Source organism: Actinomadura sp. NPDC000929, assembly GCF_040492065.1.
Lineage (GTDB): Bacteria > Actinomycetota > Actinomycetes > Streptosporangiales > Streptosporangiaceae > Spirillospora > Spirillospora verrucosospora.
In genome coordinates this window covers 1-18,471 of record NZ_JBEUPA010000073.1, presented here as the reverse complement: position 1 = coordinate 18,471, position 18,471 = coordinate 1, and the positions used below count along the sequence as shown (strand labels likewise).

Annotated in this window: 16 protein-coding genes; 8 read left to right on the top strand and 8 right to left on the bottom strand. The window is 73.2% G+C overall.

Annotation, left to right across the window (positions count from 1 at the left end; translation table 11 throughout):
• Position 1: 1 nt before the first annotated feature.
• The 6 genes from ABWI04_RS24010 to ABWI04_RS23985 all read right to left on the bottom strand — a co-directional run bounded on the left by ABWI04_RS24010 (position 2) and on the right by ABWI04_RS23985 (position 10,063).
• On the bottom strand, positions 2 to 2,317 hold the full coding sequence (locus ABWI04_RS24010) for an AAA family ATPase (protein WP_353833856.1): 2,316 nt from the start codon (positions 2,315 to 2,317) through the stop codon (positions 2 to 4).
• Positions 2,318 to 2,359: 42 nt separating this feature from the next.
• Positions 2,360 to 3,889 carry a hypothetical protein gene (locus ABWI04_RS24005; protein WP_353833855.1) on the bottom strand — a complete coding sequence of 510 codons (1,530 nt, stop codon included), beginning with the start codon at positions 3,887 to 3,889 and terminating at the stop codon, positions 2,360 to 2,362.
• Positions 3,867 to 7,337, bottom strand: coding sequence for a DEAD/DEAH box helicase (locus ABWI04_RS24000; protein ID WP_353833854.1), 3,471 nt, complete (start codon positions 7,335 to 7,337; stop codon positions 3,867 to 3,869). The genes ABWI04_RS24005 and ABWI04_RS24000 overlap by 23 nt, the downstream gene beginning before the upstream one ends.
• Positions 7,334 to 8,683 (bottom strand): protein kinase domain-containing protein, encoded by a 1,350-nt coding sequence (locus ABWI04_RS23995; protein ID WP_353833853.1) that lies wholly within the window; start codon positions 8,681 to 8,683, stop codon positions 7,334 to 7,336. Before ABWI04_RS23995 ends, ABWI04_RS24000 begins: the two co-directional genes overlap by 4 nt.
• Before the next feature lie 22 nt (positions 8,684 to 8,705).
• Positions 8,706 to 9,383 carry a vWA domain-containing protein gene (locus tag ABWI04_RS23990; protein ID WP_345172540.1) on the bottom strand — a complete coding sequence of 226 codons (678 nt, stop codon included), beginning with the start codon at positions 9,381 to 9,383 and terminating at the stop codon, positions 8,706 to 8,708.
• A gap of 224 nt (positions 9,384 to 9,607) precedes the next feature.
• Positions 9,608 to 10,063, bottom strand: a complete 456-nt coding sequence (locus ABWI04_RS23985) for a DUF6069 family protein (RefSeq protein ID WP_353833852.1) — start codon at positions 10,061 to 10,063, stop codon at positions 9,608 to 9,610.
• A gap of 44 nt (positions 10,064 to 10,107) precedes the next feature.
• Here ABWI04_RS23985 and ABWI04_RS23980 point away from each other — a divergent pair, with 44 nt between their 5' ends.
• From ABWI04_RS23980 to ABWI04_RS23950, 7 genes are all read left to right on the top strand, one after another.
• On the top strand, positions 10,108 to 10,533 hold the full coding sequence (locus ABWI04_RS23980; RefSeq protein WP_345172536.1) for a TetR/AcrR family transcriptional regulator C-terminal domain-containing protein: 426 nt from the start codon (positions 10,108 to 10,110) through the stop codon (positions 10,531 to 10,533).
• Positions 10,530 to 10,922, top strand: a complete 393-nt coding sequence (locus tag ABWI04_RS23975; RefSeq protein ID WP_345172534.1) for a nuclear transport factor 2 family protein — start codon at positions 10,530 to 10,532, stop codon at positions 10,920 to 10,922. The genes ABWI04_RS23980 and ABWI04_RS23975 overlap by 4 nt, the downstream gene beginning before the upstream one ends.
• Before the next feature lie 90 nt (positions 10,923 to 11,012).
• Positions 11,013 to 13,421, top strand: a complete 2,409-nt coding sequence (locus ABWI04_RS23970) for a molybdopterin oxidoreductase family protein (RefSeq protein WP_353833851.1) — start codon at positions 11,013 to 11,015, stop codon at positions 13,419 to 13,421.
• Positions 13,418 to 13,903, top strand: coding sequence for a hypothetical protein (locus tag ABWI04_RS23965; RefSeq protein ID WP_353833850.1), 486 nt, complete (start codon positions 13,418 to 13,420; stop codon positions 13,901 to 13,903). Before ABWI04_RS23970 ends, ABWI04_RS23965 begins: the two co-directional genes overlap by 4 nt.
• Positions 13,904 to 13,990: 87 nt before the next feature.
• Positions 13,991 to 14,926, top strand: coding sequence for a LysR family transcriptional regulator (locus ABWI04_RS23960; protein WP_353833849.1), 936 nt, complete (start codon positions 13,991 to 13,993; stop codon positions 14,924 to 14,926).
• Between the two features lie 56 nt (positions 14,927 to 14,982).
• A complete protein-coding gene (locus ABWI04_RS23955; protein WP_353833848.1) occupies positions 14,983 to 15,525 on the top strand; it encodes a DapH/DapD/GlmU-related protein in 543 nt (180 codons plus the stop codon).
• 112 nt (positions 15,526 to 15,637) lie between these two features.
• A complete protein-coding gene (locus tag ABWI04_RS23950; protein ID WP_353833847.1) occupies positions 15,638 to 16,690 on the top strand; it encodes a sporulation protein in 1,053 nt (350 codons plus the stop codon).
• Here ABWI04_RS23950 and ABWI04_RS23945 read toward each other — a convergent pair.
• Positions 16,651 to 17,229, bottom strand: coding sequence for a phosphatase PAP2 family protein (locus ABWI04_RS23945; RefSeq protein ID WP_353833846.1), 579 nt, complete (start codon positions 17,227 to 17,229; stop codon positions 16,651 to 16,653). The genes ABWI04_RS23950 and ABWI04_RS23945 overlap by 40 nt on opposite strands.
• Positions 17,230 to 17,335: 106 nt before the next feature.
• Here ABWI04_RS23945 and ABWI04_RS23940 point away from each other — a divergent pair, with 106 nt between their 5' ends.
• Positions 17,336 to 17,797 carry a tellurite resistance TerB family protein gene (locus tag ABWI04_RS23940; protein WP_425550300.1) on the top strand — a complete coding sequence of 154 codons (462 nt, stop codon included), beginning with the start codon at positions 17,336 to 17,338 and terminating at the stop codon, positions 17,795 to 17,797.
• A 16-nt stretch (positions 17,798 to 17,813) separates the two neighbouring features.
• Here the strand turns inward: ABWI04_RS23940 and ABWI04_RS23935 are convergent.
• On the bottom strand, positions 17,814 to 18,471 hold a 658-nt coding region (locus tag ABWI04_RS23935; protein ID WP_353833845.1), incomplete at its 5' end, for a M56 family metallopeptidase.

The following is an 18,471-nucleotide window of genomic DNA, read 5'->3' as shown; positions in this document are numbered from 1 at the left end:
GTCAGACGCCTCTCCGCAGGTGGATCTCCTCGTCGAGCCGTTCGAGCGACCTGGACGGCACGGTGCCGAACGGCTTCCAGAGCCCGGTCAGGTCGTCGCGGAGCGCCTGGATCAGGTCGAACGGGATCTCGAACCGGCCGCGGAGCTTGCGGAGGACGCGGGTCGCGAAGGCGTGGTCGGCCGCCAGCCCCTGGCTGCCGCCCGCCGCGCACACGACCGGGACGAAGGCCTCCAGGTACTTCGCGGTCCGGGACCCCGACGCGATCCGGAAGTCGCGGAAGAGGCGGTCCCGCAGCTCACCGTCCAGGAAGGCGGACACGCTCCGCGCGGCCTCCGCATGCGTCCGGCGGGCGCGCTCGAAGGCCGCTTCGAGCGCGCCGAGCGCCAGCGGAGCCGGCAGCGGCGGGACCGGCTCGGGCTCGAACGTCCGGGGACGGGCGGGCAGTTCCAGGACGTGCGACCGGTCGTAGGTCTTGTCGGCGAAGGCCACCGTCGTCTCGTCGTGGTTGGCCGTGCCGACGAACCACACGTTCGGCGGGATGACGAGCTTGCGGCCGTCCACCAGCCCGCGGGGGGCCGGCCGGACCTCGGTCGTCATCAGCTCCAGGCTGGGCGGGGCGCCGTTCGGCTTCCTCGTCTGCCCGATCTGGTACAGGACCTCGCTGAAGTACTGCTCCGGGTGCGACAGGTTCATCTCGTCCAGCACGACGAAGAACGGACGGTCCGCGTGCGCGGGGCTTCCTGCCTGGTAGAGCGCCTGGGTGAAGGGAGACTCATAGAACCTGCGCTCGAAGGCGTTGAAGTACCCGACGAGATCCTGCGGGGTTCGCCAGTCGGCGCTCACAGGGACGAGGGCGGTCTCCGCCTGGAGGGCCTTGGCGAAGACGATCGGAAGCTGCGTCTTGCCGATGCCGCTGATCCCCTGGAGGAGGTGCAGCCGCGACGCGGCCAGCCCGCCGAGGAAGAGGACCAGGTCCTCCTCGGCGTAGAACATGCGGTATTGCTGGGCGACGAAGTTCCGGAGCCAGTAGACGAAGTTGTCCAAGGGCGGGACGCGGCCCAGAAGGTCGTCGCGCTTCTCGTTGTACCGCGTGTCCATCGCGTGGCATTCGGGGAAGGGCGACTCGCCCTCCTTCCGGGCCGTCAGGCTCTGGATGTCCTGGTGCAGTTCCTGGACGCGGACGCGGTAGGCGTCGACCGACGCCTCCATGGCCTCCTTGGTGACCTTGAGCCGTTCGAGTTCCAGAGCGGTGATCTGATGGCCGGTGAGCTGCCGCTGCAACCGCTCGTTGTCGGCGATGAGGACCGCGCGCTCCTCGCGCCAGCCGCGCTCGGCCTCCTGGAGCCTGGCGAGCCGTTCCATCACGTCCTCGGGCACCTGGCGCTGGAGGCGGAGCTCGGCGTTCTGGGCGCGTAGCTCCTGAAGCTCCTTCAGCACCTCGTCGGGCGACCGGTGGCCGAAGGCCCGGTCGACGCGGTTCCGCTCGTCGCGCTCCTTCTCCATGTCGGCGGCGTGGTCCTGGAGCGCCCTGCAGCGCTGCTCCAGTTCCCTGGAGCGCAGCTCGGCCCGTTCCACGGCCGCGGCGACGGCGTGCTCCACGCGTTCGCTCAGCAGCGCACGCGCATCGGTCAGGTCCTCGTCGCGGGCGTTGAGCTCGACCTCGAACGCCCGGAGGCGCGCCCGTTCCTCGGTGAGCCTCTCCGTCCGCTCGGCCAGTTCCCGGCGTTGCGCCTCCAGTTCGGCGCCGAGCGCGGCCCGGGTGCGGGCGTGTTCCTCCGCCAGCTCCCGCTGCCGGGCCTCGACCTCCCGCCGGGTGCCCTCCAGCGCCTTCCTGGCTTCGGCGAGCGCGGTCTCCTTCGCGCGTTCCCGGGCGGCGACGAGCTTCCGCTCCTCGTCGATCAGCCGTTCCTCCCGCTCGTCGAGTTCGCCGCTCCGTTTCTGGACGAGGTCACGTCGCGCCTTCAGATCCCGGGCGTCCTCGTCGAGGGCCGCGAGCCGCTCGGCCACCTCCTCGGTCTGGCGATCAAGGGCCTGCCGCGTTTCGGTCACGCGCTCGGCGGCCTGCGTGAACAGGGCCACGGCCTCGGCCGCTTCCTGCCATCGGGCGGCGACGGCCTTGTCGTCCACCCCGCCGGCCGGAGGTTCGGCGGGCGCGGGCAGGGACTCCTCACCTCCGGCGGCGGCCACCGCTTCGGTGCGGCGCGCTTCGACCTCCTCCTCGATCGCCTTCTGGTTCACCGGCCTGGCGGCGGCGGAGGGCCTGGTCCGGCGCTGGGGCGTCTGCCGACGCGCCTGGGCGGGGCGCTTCTTGGCCATCGTGGACTACTCGTCCTTCCTGGGGGCGGAACGGATGCGTCGTTACTGCAGGGCGATGAGTTCTGGGACGGCGAGGGCGGCGAGTTCGCGGCACCACTTCGCGTCCTGCACGGCGGAGGGGTCGCGTCCTCCGTGCGAGACGCGGTTGCGCATGGCGCCGAGCGCGGCGAGGGCACTGAGCAGGTCGGGGCGCCGCGCCGCCAGCCGGTGCAGGGGATGCTCGGCGTTCCTGTGCGCCGCCACGAGGGCCAGGGCGCCGACCTCCTTCAAGGTCACGTTCTTGCCGGCCTCCACGTCCCTGGCGGCCTTGCAGAGATCCTGGACGAAGAGCTGGGGAACGGCCTGGAACCCGACGCCGTGTGCGGCCTCCTCGACGGCGGCCCGTCTGAGCGCCTGGGTCGACGAGACGGCCCGGACGGAGCCGGCCGGCACGGGATAGCCGCGCGCCAGGCGGCGGAAGAGTTCCTCGTACAGGCGGTGCGTCGCGTGCACGACGCGCTCCAGCGCTCCGGCCTGGTCGCCCAGCATGACGGCGAGGTCCACGTCGGTCATGAGGTCCAGCGCGTCCTCGTCGCCGCGGACGTCCGCGCCGAACTCGGCGACGAGCACGGATTCGACGTGGGCGCGCGCGGTCGCCTCCGCCCGGCGGTAGGTGCGCTCGGCGTTCTCCGCCCTGGTCCGGGCCACGCCGCGGATCCGCTCCGCGAGCGCGCCGCCGTCATGCAGGCGCCGCTCCAGCAGTTCGCCGAACATGGCGCTGGTCCCGACGCCGAAGGGGTCGTGCGCGACCAGCTCCCCGCCTCCGCCGACCACGGCGAAGCCGACGACCAGGACGGGCTCGGGGGCGTCGATGAAGGCGATCCGGCTCAGGTCCGGGGGCCGGCCCTCGTCCGGCCCCGGGCGGGCGCCCGGCTGCGCCGCGGGCGCCAGGCCCTGGACGCGTTCGAACTCGCGCACCCGCTGGGCCTCCCGCGCGTCCCGGTCCAGCCGGGCGACCTCGACGACCTGTTCGGGGCCGGGCCGGCCGGGGACGGCGGCCCCCGGCGCCGCGTCGGCGACGTCGACGATCGCGGCCTCGATCGGGTCCGGGTGTCCCGTGGTGCCGAGCTGGAGCCCGGCCCTGCCCGGCGCCCGCCAGGTGACGTGCGCGTCGACGAGCCGCTCGGCGGTGCGGGGCCACAGGTCCCCGCCGGCCTCGGGCGACTGGAAGACGTAGCGCACCGACCAGGACGTCTCCTCGGCGACGCTGCCCGTGCGGAGCGCCCGCCTCCCCTCCTCGGTCAGCTCCCCCTGCCGGTCGAGCAGCCCCTGGCGGACGGCCTGGTCGATGATGTGCGCGCACAGCCGCACATGCAGGTTGATCCGGGCGGCGATCAGGTCGGGTTCGCGGACGCCGGCGTGGCAGAGCCCCAGCACGACGCGTTCGAACAGGTCGAGCCCCCTGCGGGGCAGGATCGGGGCGGTCACGCGGTGCGCCCACGCCGGGAAGGCGACGCAGATCCGCTCGTCGCGCCTCGGCGGCGCCGGGCACAGCTGGACGATCCTCGCGCTACGGGGAAAGGACGGCGCCATGGCCACCTCCCGACCGGCACAGCCGGAGGAACTCGGTCAGCGGCTCCACCTGCGCGGGAGCCGCGGCCCCTTCGAACATCGCCGAGTCGCCCACGGTCACGAGCAGGCGCTTCTGCCGGCTCATGGCCACGCACAGCCGGTTGCGCAGGGTGAGGTGGCCGTAGCGGCGCCGCACCCAGCGGTCGTGGGCCGCCGTGCCCGCGTCCGGCGGGTCGGCCGGAGGCGACGACCTCGTCGTGGACAGGAACACCACATCGAACTCCTTGCCCTGGAAGGCGTCGACGCTCCCGACGTGCAGGCGGTCCAGGCGGCGGCCGCCCGCGTCGTACTGGAGGCCCTTGGTCGGCTCGTAGCCCTGGTCGGTGCGGCGGGCGAGTTCGCGCGCCGCCAGCTCCCGCCAGATCTCGTCCACCTGGTCGGAGTAGAACGAGATGACGCCGAAGGTGAGGTCCGGAGCCGCGGGCAGCAGCCTCTCCAGCTGGTCGGCGACGGCGCGCGCCTCCGCCCGCCGCCGCTTGCTGCGCTTGCCGGATTCGGCGCCCCGGGAGTTCGGGACGTCGATCCACGCCGCGTGCACGCCCTCGTAGCCGGGCAGGGCATGCGCGAACTCCGCGTCCGGACGCGGAGATTCGAGGATGCCGCCGTAGAAGCAGCGGCTGACGAACTCCCCGAGCGTCCGGTGCATCCGGAACTGGGCGTTGAGGGTGACGACCCGGTCCACCGGGGCGCCGGGAGCCCCCAGGTTCTCGAACAGGCGCTGGAACAGGCTCTCGCGCAGCCTTCCCCGCGCGCCCGCGTCGAGCCGCTCCACCTGCCGCTCGACCTCCGGCTCCAGCATGTGCGGGAGCTGGTTGTGGTCGCCGACGAGGACGATGCGCCGCCCCGCGTGGATCAGCGGGATCATGAGGTCGAGCGGGTTGGCGCGGGCCGCCTCGTCGATGATCACGGTGTCGAAGACGACGTCCTCGATCCGCGCCTCCTGCTTGGCCCCCGCGACCGTCGGGGACGCGGCCTGCTGGCAGGTGGCCGCGTAGGAGGCGGTGTAGGCGCGCAGCGTCCACTCGACGGCGGCCGGGTCGCCCCGCAGCCCTTCGAGATAGTCCAGCATGGCGAGCTGGGGACCGCTCTCGCCGGAGTCGCGCACCCGCTCTTCGAGGTCTTCGGCGATCTCGGCGAGCAGGTCCTCCACCTCGGGGTCGGCGGCGGCGGGGGCCAGGGGCCCGCTCGCCGGCCGGAGCGCCTCCAGCAGCCGGTCCCGCGCCTCCGCGAGCTCGGCCAGGAACGGGACGGGCTCGTCGACGTCCCAGGAGGCCGCCCTGGCCAGCAGGTCCAGGTCGGCCGCGCGCTCGGCGTCCCGCCCGTCCAGCGCGCGGACCCGACGCAGCGCCTTCGCCGCCGCCGCGGGTCCGTCGTCGGCGAACGACTCGGCGAGCGTCCGCACGCCGCGCAGCGCCCGGATCGTCAGCTCGCGGTCGTCGTCGAGGTCGAACGGGACGGGCCGGGACGCGGTCCGCGCCCGCAGCCGCGTGCGGTGCAACCGGTCGGCGAGGTCGGCCGGGAGGAGGTCGCCCGCGAGCTCCTCGATCTCTTCGAGCAGGCGCGCGGTCTCCTCCGGCGGGGTCGGCGTGAGCAGGTAGGCGGCCGCGCGGGCGGTCACCGTCCGCAGCAGGCCGAGCGCCCGCCCGAAGGAGTCGGCGTTGATCTCCTCGGTGAGCCAGTCGACCGTCTCCTGGAGCCACCGGTCCGTCTGGACGGTCGTGCCGCGGCCGGCGCGGTCCACCTTGTTGGCCGGGAGGCCGAACACCCGCGAGCGCTCCACCAGTTCGTCCACCGCGGCGTGCTGGAAGCTGGTGAGCAGGATGCTGCCGCGCAGCCGCGCGTAGCCGCGCCCCTCCTCGGCGAGGCGCGTCTGCAGGGCGGTGATCACCTGGGTCTTGCCCGTGCCCGGCGGGCCCTGGATCACCGCGATGTCGGGCGTGTTCAGCGCCACCTCCAGCGCCCGCTCCTGCATCGGGGTGGGCTCGCCGCCCCGGAAGCAGTCGCGGACCGCGTCGGAGATCGGCCTGGTCCTCCTCCCGGGGGGATCCGCGCTGACCGTCTTGCCCTCGAACAGCGCCAGCAGGTTCGGGATCCTCGTCCCGTCCGCGAGGATCCGGTCGAAGGCGTCCTTGCGCCTCTGCATCTGGCGCCGGTCGCCGCGGAACGAGCGGTAGAGGAACCCCTGGGGCGGAGGGGCGACCGTCCGGTCCCGTCCCACTCCGGAGACGCGCCGCCGTCCGAGGTCCACGAGCCTCAGGTCGATCGTGCCCGCCGCGACGTCGGCCGCGACGACGGTTCCGCTGACCACGTCCCTGCCGAGCCGGTCGCCGATCAGCGCCCATGCCGAGTCGTCCTCCTCGTCCGCCGCCGCCAGGGCGGCGGGGAGGGTCTGCGCGGCCTCCAGCTCCAGGGTCTCGCGCGCGTCGAGGGCGCGCCGGGCGCGTTCCGCCAGCGTCAGCTCCTGGTCGTCGACGTGGGACGACCCGTCGAGCCGGAACCGGTACACGCCGTCGCCGAGCGGTTCGCGCCCGGTGTAGCGCCCGAACCCGATGTCGCGCACCTGCCGGCGGACGAAGCGGGTTTCGAGCCGGTTGTACTCGTGCCACATGGCGAGGAAGCCCTGACCGGTGGCCAGCCGGTTGAGCTGGTGCTTCATCTCGGCGCGCAGCTCGCTCGCCCGCGAGACGTCGGTGAACGCCAGGCGGCACTCGGTCAGCCGCAACCGCCCCTGCCCGTCCTCGCCGCCGGTGCGCCGCAGGCGATGCAGCACCAGCCGGTCGCCCTCCGTCCGGACGTCCCCGGTCACGCCCCGCCCGTGGATCCGATAGCCGGCCGGCGCGCTCGGGTCGCTCAGGCCGATGGACACGACCAGGCGATGGGGCGCCTCCGGCCCCGCGCCCGCCCTCGAGGGGATCAGCAGGCGCTCGGCGAGCCACCGGATGATCTCGTCCGGCCTGTCCCTGAGCTTCCTGTCCCACTTGCCGACCGTGTCCATGACGCGGTCGCCCACACCGACGGACTGCGGTTCCAGCGGATTCGCCTGCTCGTAGGTGTAGAGGTCCAGGCCGATCCGGAGGCGGCGCCGCTGCCCCTCGTCCTCCACCTTGCGCGTCGACAGGACCGCGATCCGGGCCCGGTTCGAGATGGCCCGCGCCAGGCGTTCGCGGTCCTGCTCCCCCGCGGGTCTGACCCCGCCTCGGACGGTCCCGTCGACGCCGGCGACCACCTGGCCGCTCGGCAGCTTGGCCAGGGTCACCTCGTGCCAGCCGTCGCCGAGATTCCGGAGAGCGTCGGGGGCTCCGTCCCAGAGCAGCCAGACGAAGTCCGAACGTCCGGGCAGGGGGTCGTTGACGGCGCCGGCCGCTCCCCTGGGCGCGGGCGCACGGCCGCCGCGGCCCGGCGCGCTCATGCCCGGCCCGTTCCGAGCAGGCGGAACCGCAGCACCCGGTGGAGCTGCGACCGGTGCCCGAAGTGGACGCTCCACTCGGGAACCTCCTCGTACACCGGAACCGTCAGCTCGCCGCCCGGCTCCACGACGCGCGGCGAACCGCCGGTGCGGCGGCTGAGCCACAGCGGTTCGCGGCCCCTGTTCCGCACGGCCAGCCTGCTGCCCGGCTCCCACCACAGCCAGGCGACGGGACGGTCCTGGTCGGCGTCGAGCGCCAGCTGCGCGGTGCGCGCGGTCACGCACAGCCATTCGCGCGGCGGAACCGCGAGGCCGTCGCGGGGCGCGGTGTACGTCTCCTCGCCGGGGACGGCGAGGTGCATCAGGCCCATCAGCTGGCGGGGCGTTCCGGCTCCGCACCACGGGCAGGCGGCGGCTCCGACGATGAACGTCTGCGGGCAGTGCGCGCACGTGAGCGTGAGGTCCGCGGCGGTCTGGAGCTTCGTGCGCCATTCGGCGACCGTCGCGCGCTCGGCCGGACGCGACCGCCCGGCGCCGAAGGTCCGCTCCGCCAGCGCCAGGAGGCCGGGGGTGAGGACGGCCCGCCTCGGCAGCCCGTAGCTCGACCGGTTGCGGTCGTCGCCCGGATCGTCGATCCAGGGCAGCTCGCCCGCGAACGCCCGCTCCTCGTCCTCGGGCGCGCCGTCCTGGACGTCGTCGCCGAGGAACGGGTGCACGAGCGCGAGCAGCTCGAAGGCGATGACCGCGAACGCGTGGGCGTCGCTGAGGCTGGAGATGCCCATGCGGCCCGCGACCACCTCGGGCGCGCCGTACCCGGGCGTCGTGAACGACTCGTCGGGGACGACCGACTCGACCTCCAGGTTGTCGGCGTCCACCAGCCAGACCTGGGAGTGCTCGGCGGACGCCGAGGCCATCATGTTCCCGGGAGAGGGGTCGCCGTAGACGATGCCCCGGGCGTGCAGCGCCGCCAGGACGTCCGCGGCCCTCGCCAGCAGCCGGAGCCGGCGCCGCAGCCCGCCCGTCTCCCCGTACCAGTCCACGAGGTCCGTGCGCGGCGGCGGATGGGCGAGGACGCGCAGAGCGGTCATGTCGCCGAGCAGTTCCATCGTGTAGCCCACGTCCGGCTCCGCGAGCATGGCCAGCGGACGGGATATGGCGAGCCCGTCGAGGTCGAGCCGTTTCACGGTCCGGAGCCGCTGCCGCAGCCGCTCCGCGGCCCGCCGCGTCCGGACGCGGAGCACCTTGACGGCGACACGGTCGCCGGCCGCCCAGACCTCGCCCTGCCCACCGGTTCCCAGTAGGCGGGTCAGCTGGAGCGGACGTCCGTGCTCGTCCTTCACCACGCGCATTTCGCCGACGTCTCCGTCCGTCTCAGCCCAGCAGGTCCTCAAGCTCGTCGAAGGACATATGCGACGTGTCGTTCGGGCGGTCGCTGCGCGCTCTCGCGGTGACGCTCATGGTCACCCAGGAGAAGTACCGGGACAGCAGGTGCGCCTCGTCGGCGCGGACGGGCTGGATGACGGGATCGTCGATGAAGGCCCGCAGGACGTCGAAGGCCTCCTCGTCCATGTCCTGGCCGACGCCGACGGCCAGCCGCACGGCCTTGCCCCCGCGCGGCGAGGCCAGCAGACGCTCCAGCGCGTCCCGCCAGTCGTCGTTCGGCAGTCCGTCGGACACCAGGACCAGGGTCGGCGTGAAGGCTCGCCGGGAGATGACGTTCTCGTCCGCCAGGAGCCCGTTCACCAGGTCGAGGGCCTCGCCCAGCGGTGTGCGCCCGCGGGGCAGCATGTCCTCCCAGACGACCTCGGCGGCCGGGGCCGGGGGCTGGTGCAGCGCCGCGCCCCCGCCTCCGAAGGTCACCACGCCCACCGTGATCTCACCGCGGACGGTGTCCTCGTCGGCGAACGACCTGATCATCGTGGCGATGCTGCGGTTGAGCACGTCGATCTTCCCCGCCTCCGCCATGCTCCCGCTGACGTCGGCGAGGACGAGCACGGGCAGGGGACGGGGCGGGGGCGCGGACGGCCGGGCCATGAGGGGGTCGGGCATGGCGGTTCCTTCTGGTGTCCGGAGAGCGAAACATTCCAGAATGGGAGGCACCACACCTTCCGTCAAGGTCTTTCCGGAAAAGGGTTAACTACAGCCATTAATCGGTCCGACCATAATCCGTTCCAGGACTATACGGACAAAAACGCCCAATCGGCGTGCACTCGGCCGATCGCCTTGTGCACGCCGATGAGGACCGCCCGGACATCGCGGTTCTGGTCGCGGCGCTACCGGGTGCGGACGGGCAGGCGGCCCGCGACGAGCGGGACGACGATCGCCGCGGCCACGAGGTGCGCGGCGATCAGGGCGAGCCTCGTCGCGACCGTCGCCGAGACGAGCAGGTCGGGCACGACCGACAGCGCGGTGAGGACGGCGGTGGTCGCGAGGAACGCGCGCCTGGGAGCGGCCGCCCACCGGCGCAGCGCCACGGCCAGCAGCACGCCGATCGCACTGAACAGCAGCGTGAGCTGGGTGAAGCCGAGCAGCGGGATCGGCTCTCCGGCGATCTCCAGGGACACTCCCGCGCTCCGGGCGACGGCGGCGACGGCGGTGGTGGCCGCGGCGGCGGCGACGCAGGCGATCAGGGCGGTGCGCCACATCGGGACGGCGCGGGGAGCGGTCGTGGCGGCGGTCGCCGGGGCCGGGACGGTGCCGGGGCCGCTGGTGGTGACGTTGCTCGTCATGGTCGGGCCTGACGGCGGCGGGAGAGCCGCCCGACCTGAGCGAGGTGCCCGGCGACTGGCGGGCCAGGCTGGAGGAGTTCGTCCGGCGGCTCGCGGAGGTCTGGCGGCGGCACCCCTGGCTGCCCGCCGTCACCGTGGGCACCCGCGTCATGGGCCCCCGCGAGGCCGGGTGGACCGAGAGCGCGATGGCCGCGCTCGCCGGAACGGGCCTCACCGGCGACGAGCGCATGGCGGCCGCGTTCCTGCTCTTCGGGCACATCCGCACCACCCACTCGATGGCCACGGCCGGCACCCAGGCCTGGTCGGGCGGCAGCGAGACGGCCGAGCTGATCCGCGGGCGGGCGGACCTGTTCCCCGAGCTCAGCAAGGCGTTGAGCGGCCCCACTCCGGTCCTGGACGACAACGCCCGCGCCTTCGGCCTGGCCCGCCTCCTCGACGGCCTGGCCGCCCTCATCGAGGAGCGGTCATGACCGCGGAAAGGCTGGCCGCGGACTACCTCGCCGCCCTGGAGCGCGGCGACTTGGAGGGCGTCCTCGCGCTCTTCCACCCCGAGGCGGTCGTCCACTCCCCGCTGTACGGGCCGCTGCCCGCCGCGGAGTTCTACCCGAGGCTGCTGGCCGACACCGGCCGCTCCGAACTCCGCCTCCGCGGCGTCACCCGGGGCGAGCGTCTCGTCGGCGTCTGGTTCCGCTTCGACTGGACGCTGTCCTCGGGCGCCGAGGCCGGCTTCGAGTGCGTGGACATGCTGGAGCTCGACGGCGACGGCCTGATCACGGCGCTGCGCATCTTCTACGACACCGCGCCCACCCGCGCCGCGTTCGAACGCGCGACGGGCGGTTCCTGGCGCCGCGAGCCCTGACCCGGCGCTGCGCCCTGAGCCGGCAGGGGCCGATGTTTCGCGTCGGCGGGCAGAGGGATGAGTCCTTTCTCCAGAGGTGGGGAGGCTTGGATGGCGCGGATCGATCGGATCGCCGAGCCATGGGGGACGAGGACGCCCTACGGCCCCGGCGAGGACTGGCCCGTCAGGGTGGACTCCTTCCTGGAGGAGGGCGTCTCGGCCCAGGACGTGGACCGGTGGGTGCCGACCGCGTCGATCCTGCATTCCAACGGCGACGGGATGGACATCGCGGTCAGGGACGGCCGGATGGTCGGTGTCCGCGGCGCGGCCCGAGACAGGATCAACCGGGGACGCCTCGACCCCAAGGATCTGTACGGCTGGCAGTCGGGTTCCTCGCCGGACCGGTTGACCCGTCCGCTGGTCCGCCGGGACGGCGGGCTCGTGGAGACCGACTGGGACACCGCGATGGACGCGATCGTCCGCCGGAGCCGGGAACTGCTGGACGAGCAGGGCGGCAGCGCGTTCGGCTTCTACACCAGCGGGCAGCTCTTCCTGGAGGAGTACTACACACTGGCGACCCTCGCCCGCGCCGGGATCGGCACCAACCACCTGGACGGCAACACCCGCCTGTGCACCGCGACGGCGGCCGCGGCCCTGAAGGAGTCGTTCGGGTGCGACGGGCAGCCCGGGACGTACGCCGACATCGACCACGCCGACGTCATCGCGCTGTTCGGGCACAACGTGGCCGAGACGCAGACCGTGCTGTGGATGCGGATGCTCGACCGGCTGGCCGGTCCGAACCCGCCGCAGGTGATCTGCGTGGATCCCCGGACGACGCCGGTGGCGCGCGCGGCGGCCGTGCACCTGGCGCCGCGTCCGGGCACGAACGTGGCGCTGATGAACGGCCTGCTGCACGAGATCATCGCGGCGGGCAAGGTCGATCGCGACTACGTCGACGCCCACACGGTCGGGTACGAGGAACTGGAGCAGCGCGTCAAGGAGTATCCGCCCGCCCGTGTCGCGGAGGTCTGCGACGTGCCCGAGGAGCGGATCCGCCGGGCCGCGGGGCTGCTCGGCGACGCCGGACGGCTGGTGTCGACCGTCCTGCAGGGGTTCTACCAGTCGCACCAGGCCACCGCCGCCGCCGTGCAGGTCAACAACCTGCACCTGATCCGGGGGATGCTCGGCCGCCCCGGCTGCGGGGTCCTGCAGATGAACGGGCAGCCCACCGCCCAGAACACCCGCGAATGCGGCGCCGACGGAGACCTCCCGGGCTTCCGGAACTGGGCCAACGACGACCACGTCGCCGACCTGGCCCGGATCTGGAACGTCGAGCCCGAGCGCATCCCGCACTACGCGCCCCCGACCCACGCCATGCAGATCTTCCGGTTCGCCGAGCAGGGATCGATCCGCTTCCTGTGGGTCAGCGGGACGAACCCCGCCGTGTCGATGCCGGACCTGGCGAGGATCCGGACCATCCTGGCGCAGGAGCGGCTGTTCCTGGTGGTGCAGGACATCTTCCCGACCGAGACCACCGAGCTGGCCGACGTGGTCCTGCCGGCGGCGACCTGGGGCGAGAAGACCGGCACCTTCACCAACGCCGACCGGACCGTCCACCTCTCGGAGAAGGCCGTCGAGCCGCCCGGCGAGGCGCGCCCGGACCTGGAGATCTTCCTGGACTACGCCGCACGGATGGGCTTCACCGGCAGGGACGGCACTCCCCTCGTCGGATGGACCGGCCCGGAGTCGGCGTTCCGCGCCTGGCAGGAGTGCAGCCGCGGACGCCCCTGCGACTACACCGGCCTCAGCTACGAGAGGCTCCGCGCCGCGGGCGGCGTCCAATGGCCCTGCGACCGGGAGCATCCCGACGGCACCGAACGCCTGTACTCCGACGGCCGTTTCTGGTCCGCGCCCGAGTACTGCGAGAGCTTCGGCCACGACCTGGTCACCGGCACCCCCGTCGAGGAGGCGGAGTACCGGTCCCTCGACCCGTCCGGCAAGGCCCTCATCAAGTCGGCCGGCTACCTGCCGCCGCACGAGGCGCCGGACGAGCTCCGCCCCTTCCACCTGATCAACGGCCGCACCGTCCACCACTTCCACACCCGGACCAAGACCGCCCGCGCACCGCAGCTGCGGGACGCCGCCCCGGACGTGTGGGTGGAGATGAGCGCCGCCGACGCCGAGGCCCACGACATGCGGGAGGGCGACCTCGCCGAGATCTCCAGCCCGCGCGGCGTCGTGCACGCCAAGGTGCGCGTCACCGGCATACGCTCCGGCGTCCTGTTCCTGCCGTTCCACTACGGCTACTGGGACCTGCCGGACGGCGCCGGCAGGACGCGCGCGGCCAACGAACTGACGATCACCGACTGGGACCCCGCCTCCAAGCAGCCGCTGTTCAAGTCCGGCGTGGCCACCCTCCGGCTGCTGGAGCGCGGCGGTGGCCCCGCCTCCGCCGATCGGGCCTCCGGGGCCGGACCGGCCCGGAGCCGGACCGCGATGACCGACGAGGAAACGCGATGAACGGGATCGGCCTCGCCCTGCGGGGGCTGCACCACGGCGAACGCGGCCTCGCCCAGGATCTGCTGCGCGTCTCCGAACGCCACGCCGGCGAGCACGAGATCCACCACGTGGCCCGGGACCTGTCCGCCTGGTCCCAGCGGCACCTGCGCGAACTCGCCGAGATCGGCGGCCGGTACGGCGCCCGCCTGGGCGCCGCGCACGCCCTGGAGACCGGGCTGGCCGCGAAATTCCGGGGGAAGGGAAGCGAACTGGTCAAGCACCGCGGCCCGCCCGGCATGCTGCTCCTGCACGACCTGCGGCACATCCACGTCCAGGCCGCCGGAGTCTCCCTCGACTGGGAGATGATCGCGCAGGCCGCCCGGGGCAGCCGCGACACCGCGCTCCTGCGGCTGGCCCGGCGCTGCCACCCCGACACCCTCCGGCAGATGCGCTGGGCCAACGCCCACCTCAAGCAGCTCAGCGCCCAGGTGCTGAACAGCTGAACCCGCCCTCCGGCTCGCCGGAGGGCGACCGGACAACCGGTCGGCGGCGCGCCACAACCGTCGGTTGTGCGGCCCTAGGGTGATCTCGTGGACACCGAGGCGCTGCGATCGTTCGTCCGGGCGGCCGAGCTCGGGCAGCTGGGGCATGCGGCCGACGAGCTGGGCGTGACGCAGCAGGGCGTCTCCAAGCGGATCGCCGCCCTGGAACGCGAGCTGGAGGTCAGGCTGTTCACGCGGACCGCCCGGGGAGTCGAGCTGACGCTCGACGGCCAGGCGTTCCTCCCCCACGCGCGGAGCGTCGTCGCGGGCGTCGACCGCGCCGTCACCGCGGTCAGGCCGGGTTCCCGGGCCCTGCGGATCGACGTCCTCGGCTTCCGCAGCGCCCAGGCCGTCGTCCTCCACGAGTACTGGCGGTCGCGCCCCGGGACCGACCTCGACCTGGTGACCCTCAGGGTCGACGACCCGCGCGCGGCGGTCGCCGCCGTCGAGGCGGGCGACGTCGACGCCTCGTTCCGTACCGTCACCGACCCGGCCGTCCTGCCTTCCGGCGTGCGGATGGTGCGCGCGTTCGACTCCCCGCTGGAACTCCTCGTCGGCCCGAGGCATCCGCTCGCCTCCGCGCGAAAGCTGACGCCGCCGGGGTTGCGCGGGCACCGGATCTGGGTGCCGGGCATCACGCCGCGGAGCGAGTGGGGAGAGTTCTACGATCAGCTCGCCACCGAGTTCGACCTGCGCATCGACGCGGCGGGCCCGCATTTCGGAGACGACGTGCTCCTCGACGTCCTCGCCGACTCCGCGGAGGTGGCCACCCTCGTCGGGGCACGCGACCGGTACGTCTGGCCCGCGACCCACGACCTGCGCCGCGTCCCCATCGTGGATCCGGTCCTCGCGTACCCGCTCTCGCTGATGCTGCCGAGCAGCAGTCCCCATCCGGGACTCCGCGCGATCACTGCTTACCTCGCAAGCCTGCCGAGGCTTCCTGAGACGGCCTGGCTCCCGTCCTGGGCGCGCACGCGCGCCTGACGAAGGCCGCCCGACCGGATCGACCCGTCCACCGTTCCACCAGAAAGGATCGAGGCATGCCCGGCGACCGTCTCATGCGCATCCACAGCGCCGAGTTCCAGTCCATGGCCGAGAGGGTCCTGCGGACCACCGAGCTCACCTCGCGCCTGAACGTCCTGCCCTTCGAGGACGAGGCGGGCAAGGCCGAGCTGTTCGAGCAGATCTTCGGCAGGCCGCTGCCGGCGAGGGTGACGATCTATCCGCCCTTCTACACCGACCACGGGCTCCGGCTGGACCTCGCGGAGCGCGTGTTCATCAACCAGAACTGCACGTTCCTGGACTACGCCGGCATCCGGCTCGGCGAGCGCGTGATGATCGGGCCGAAGGCCACGTTCATCACCGTCGGCCACCCGGTCGACCCCGGGGAGCGGCGGGAGTGGCTGACCGGCGGGCCCATCGACGTGGCCGAGAACGTGTGGATCGGCGCCGGCGCCACGATCCTGCCGGGCGTCAGCATCGGCCGCGACTCCGTGGTCGCCGCCGGCGCGGTCGTGGCCGACGACGTTCCGCCCGCGACCCTGGTGACCGGCGGGAAGGCGGCCGTGAACCGGCGGTGGTGACGGCTTCCGCGTCGGGCGGTACGCCGGGTGGGGCCCGCCGTCTTCTGCTACAAGTGTAGTAGCAAGCGGCCGGCGGTGCGGCCGCCTGGATGACGACAGGAGAGAGGGCCCCATGGTCTTCAAGCAACTGCTCGGCGCCTTCGGTGTGGGCGGACCGTCGGTCGAGACGGTTCTCGCCGCCTCCCATGCCCGCCCGGGAGACCACCTGACCGGCGAGGTACGGGTGCGGGGCGGAGACCGCGACGTGCACGTCCACCAGGTGGCGCTGAGCCTGGTCACCAGAGCCGAGTACGAGCACGGTGACCACGAGGGGGCCGGGAGCAGGGAGTTCTACCGGGGAGCGATCACGGGCGGCTTCTCTCTGGGCGCCGGGCAGTTCCACACGATCCCCTTCCAGATGCCGCTTCCCTGGGAACTGCCGCTGACCGAGGTCTACGGGCAGCACCTGCACGGCATGGCCATGGGCGTCCGCACCGAACTCGAAGTCGCCGGCGCCGTGGACGCCGGCGACCTCGACCCGGTCTCGGTGAGCCCGCTGCCGTCCCAGCAGCGCGTTCTGGACGCCTTCGGGACGCTGGGATTCATGTTCAAGAGCGCCGACGTGGAAGAGGGGTACATCGCGGGCGTCCACCAGGAGCTGCCGTTCTACCAGGAGATCGAGTTCTTCGCGCCGCCCCAGTACGACGGCCGGATCAGCGAGGTCGAGCTCACCTTCGTGTCCGATCCGCACGGGCTCGTGGTGGTCCTGGAGGCCGACCGGCGCGGGAACGTCTTCTCCGAGGGCGACGACGTCTTCGGCCGCTTCCACGTCTCCCACGAACAGGCGCTCCACATGGCGTGGGAGCACGAGGTGGAGGGCTGGCTGCGGGCCGTCGCCGGGCACCACGAACCGCACGGGCACCATTCCGGAGGCCGCGGCGGGCCGGGCTGGGGCGGGGTTGCGGCCGGAGCGGCCGGGGGCCTGGCCGCCGGGTTCGTGGCGGGCGCCGTCGTCGGCGAGATGCTGGACGACGACGAGGAGAAGGAGGACGAGCCGTCGGTGGGCGACGCCTTCGCCGACGTGAGCGGACAGGCCGTTCAGGACGCCTACCAGGCCGCGGCCTACGAGCAGGCGTACGAGGACGCCTACGACGACGCCATGGAGACCTTCGAGGACGAAGGGTAGGGGGCGGCCAGCCAGATCCGGCCGAGGCAGGCCAGGAACGCGCCGAGCGCCCAGCCCGCGACGGCGTCCGTCGGCCAGTGGTAGCCGAGCGCGACGACGGCGACCGCGACGGCCGCCGCCACGGTGTGGGCGGCGGCCGTCCAGGCGCGGGAGGCGCCGGTCACCGCCGCCGCGAACAGCAGGCACGCGGCCGCGTTGGCGGCGTGCCCCGACGGGTAGGACAGGAAGCCGTCGGCGAACAGGGCGTCTCGCCCGGTCCGCGGCGGCGTGCGGGCCAGAGCGATCTGCGACCCGCGCACCAGGAGTTCGCTGGCCACCAGCCAGACCCCGGCCTTGACCAGGAGCGCCTTGCTGCGCCGCCGCCGGGCGGCCAGGAGGGACGCGAGCGCGGCGAACGAGCCGACGAGCCAGTACTGGCCGCCGTTCACGACCGTCCGCCACCCCAGGTGCCAGGCGCCGCTGCGCGCCGGCAGGCCGTCGGCGAACACCCGGCCGTCGAGGTGCCGCAGGGGCCCGCCGAGCAGGACGTCCGCGGTCACCGCCGCCGCCACCGCGGCGGTGACCGCGGCGAGCGCGTAGGGCGGCCTTGCTACTACATTTGTAGCAGGACGGCTAGGGTCGGGAGAGACGGCCGACGAGCGGAGGATGACAATGCCTTTCTGGGACAAGCTGCGCGACTCCACACAGAGCATGCAGACGCAGCTGCTCAGTAAGAAGAACGAACTGAAGAGCGGAGCGTTCCGTGACGCGAGCATGGCGATGTGCGCACTGGTCGCGGCGGCCGACGGGAGCGTGGACCCGTCCGAACGGCAGCGGACCGCGTCCCTGATCGCCTCCAACGAGGTGCTGCAGAACTTCCCCGCCGACGATCTGCAGCGGCGGTTCAACGACTACGTGTCCAAGCTGACCGCCGACTTCGACTTCGGGAAGGTCTCGGTCCTGCAGGACATCGGCAAGACGAAGAAGAAGCCCGCCGAGGCGCGCGCCGTCATCCAGATCGGCATCGTGATCGGCGGCGCGGACGGGCACTTCGACGACGCCGAGAAGGCCGTCGTCCGCGAGGCGTGCTACGCCGTCGGCCTCGACCCCGCCGAGTTCGAGCTCTGACCGGCGGCGCGTCGCGTCACCGGAACGCCAGCACCGGCCCGAGGACCGTCCCGAGGATCTGGTCGAGCTGGAGGGTCGCGGCGGTCAGCGATCCGGTGACGACGCCGTTGCCCATGAACAGCAGCGGGCCGGTGACCGCGTTCTTCGCCGGGGGCGTGCCCAGCAGCGCCTCGACGCGCTCGACGACCTCGGACTCGGCGAACGCGCTCACCGGCCCCGGGTCCCGCGGCTGCGCGAGGGCGACCTTGGCGATCGTCCGGGCGACGGCGGCGCGGTCGCCGGTCGCCTCCGCGGCGTCCTCGTCCGCCCAGCGCTCGGTCGCCAGCCGCAGCCGGTCGGCCAGGGACCGCAGCGGCGGCAGGACGGCCGAGGCGAGCGCGCCGGCGGCGAGGTAGCGGTGGTGCCCGTGCCTGAGATGGGACGTCTCGTGCTGGAAGACGACGTGGAGCTCCTCAGACGTCAGGTCGCGCAGCAGGCCCCGGGAGACCAGGACCCCGCCGTGCCGGCCGGGGACCGCGACGGCGATCGGGACGTCGGTGTCGAGGGGCGCGCGGGCGTCCGCCCGCGCGCCGCGGACCACGGCGCGGAACTTCGTGCCCGCCGTGGTGAGCGCGGCGGCGCCCATCGTGCGGCCGTGGAAGGAGCCGTGGAAGACGACGATGTTCTGCCGGCCG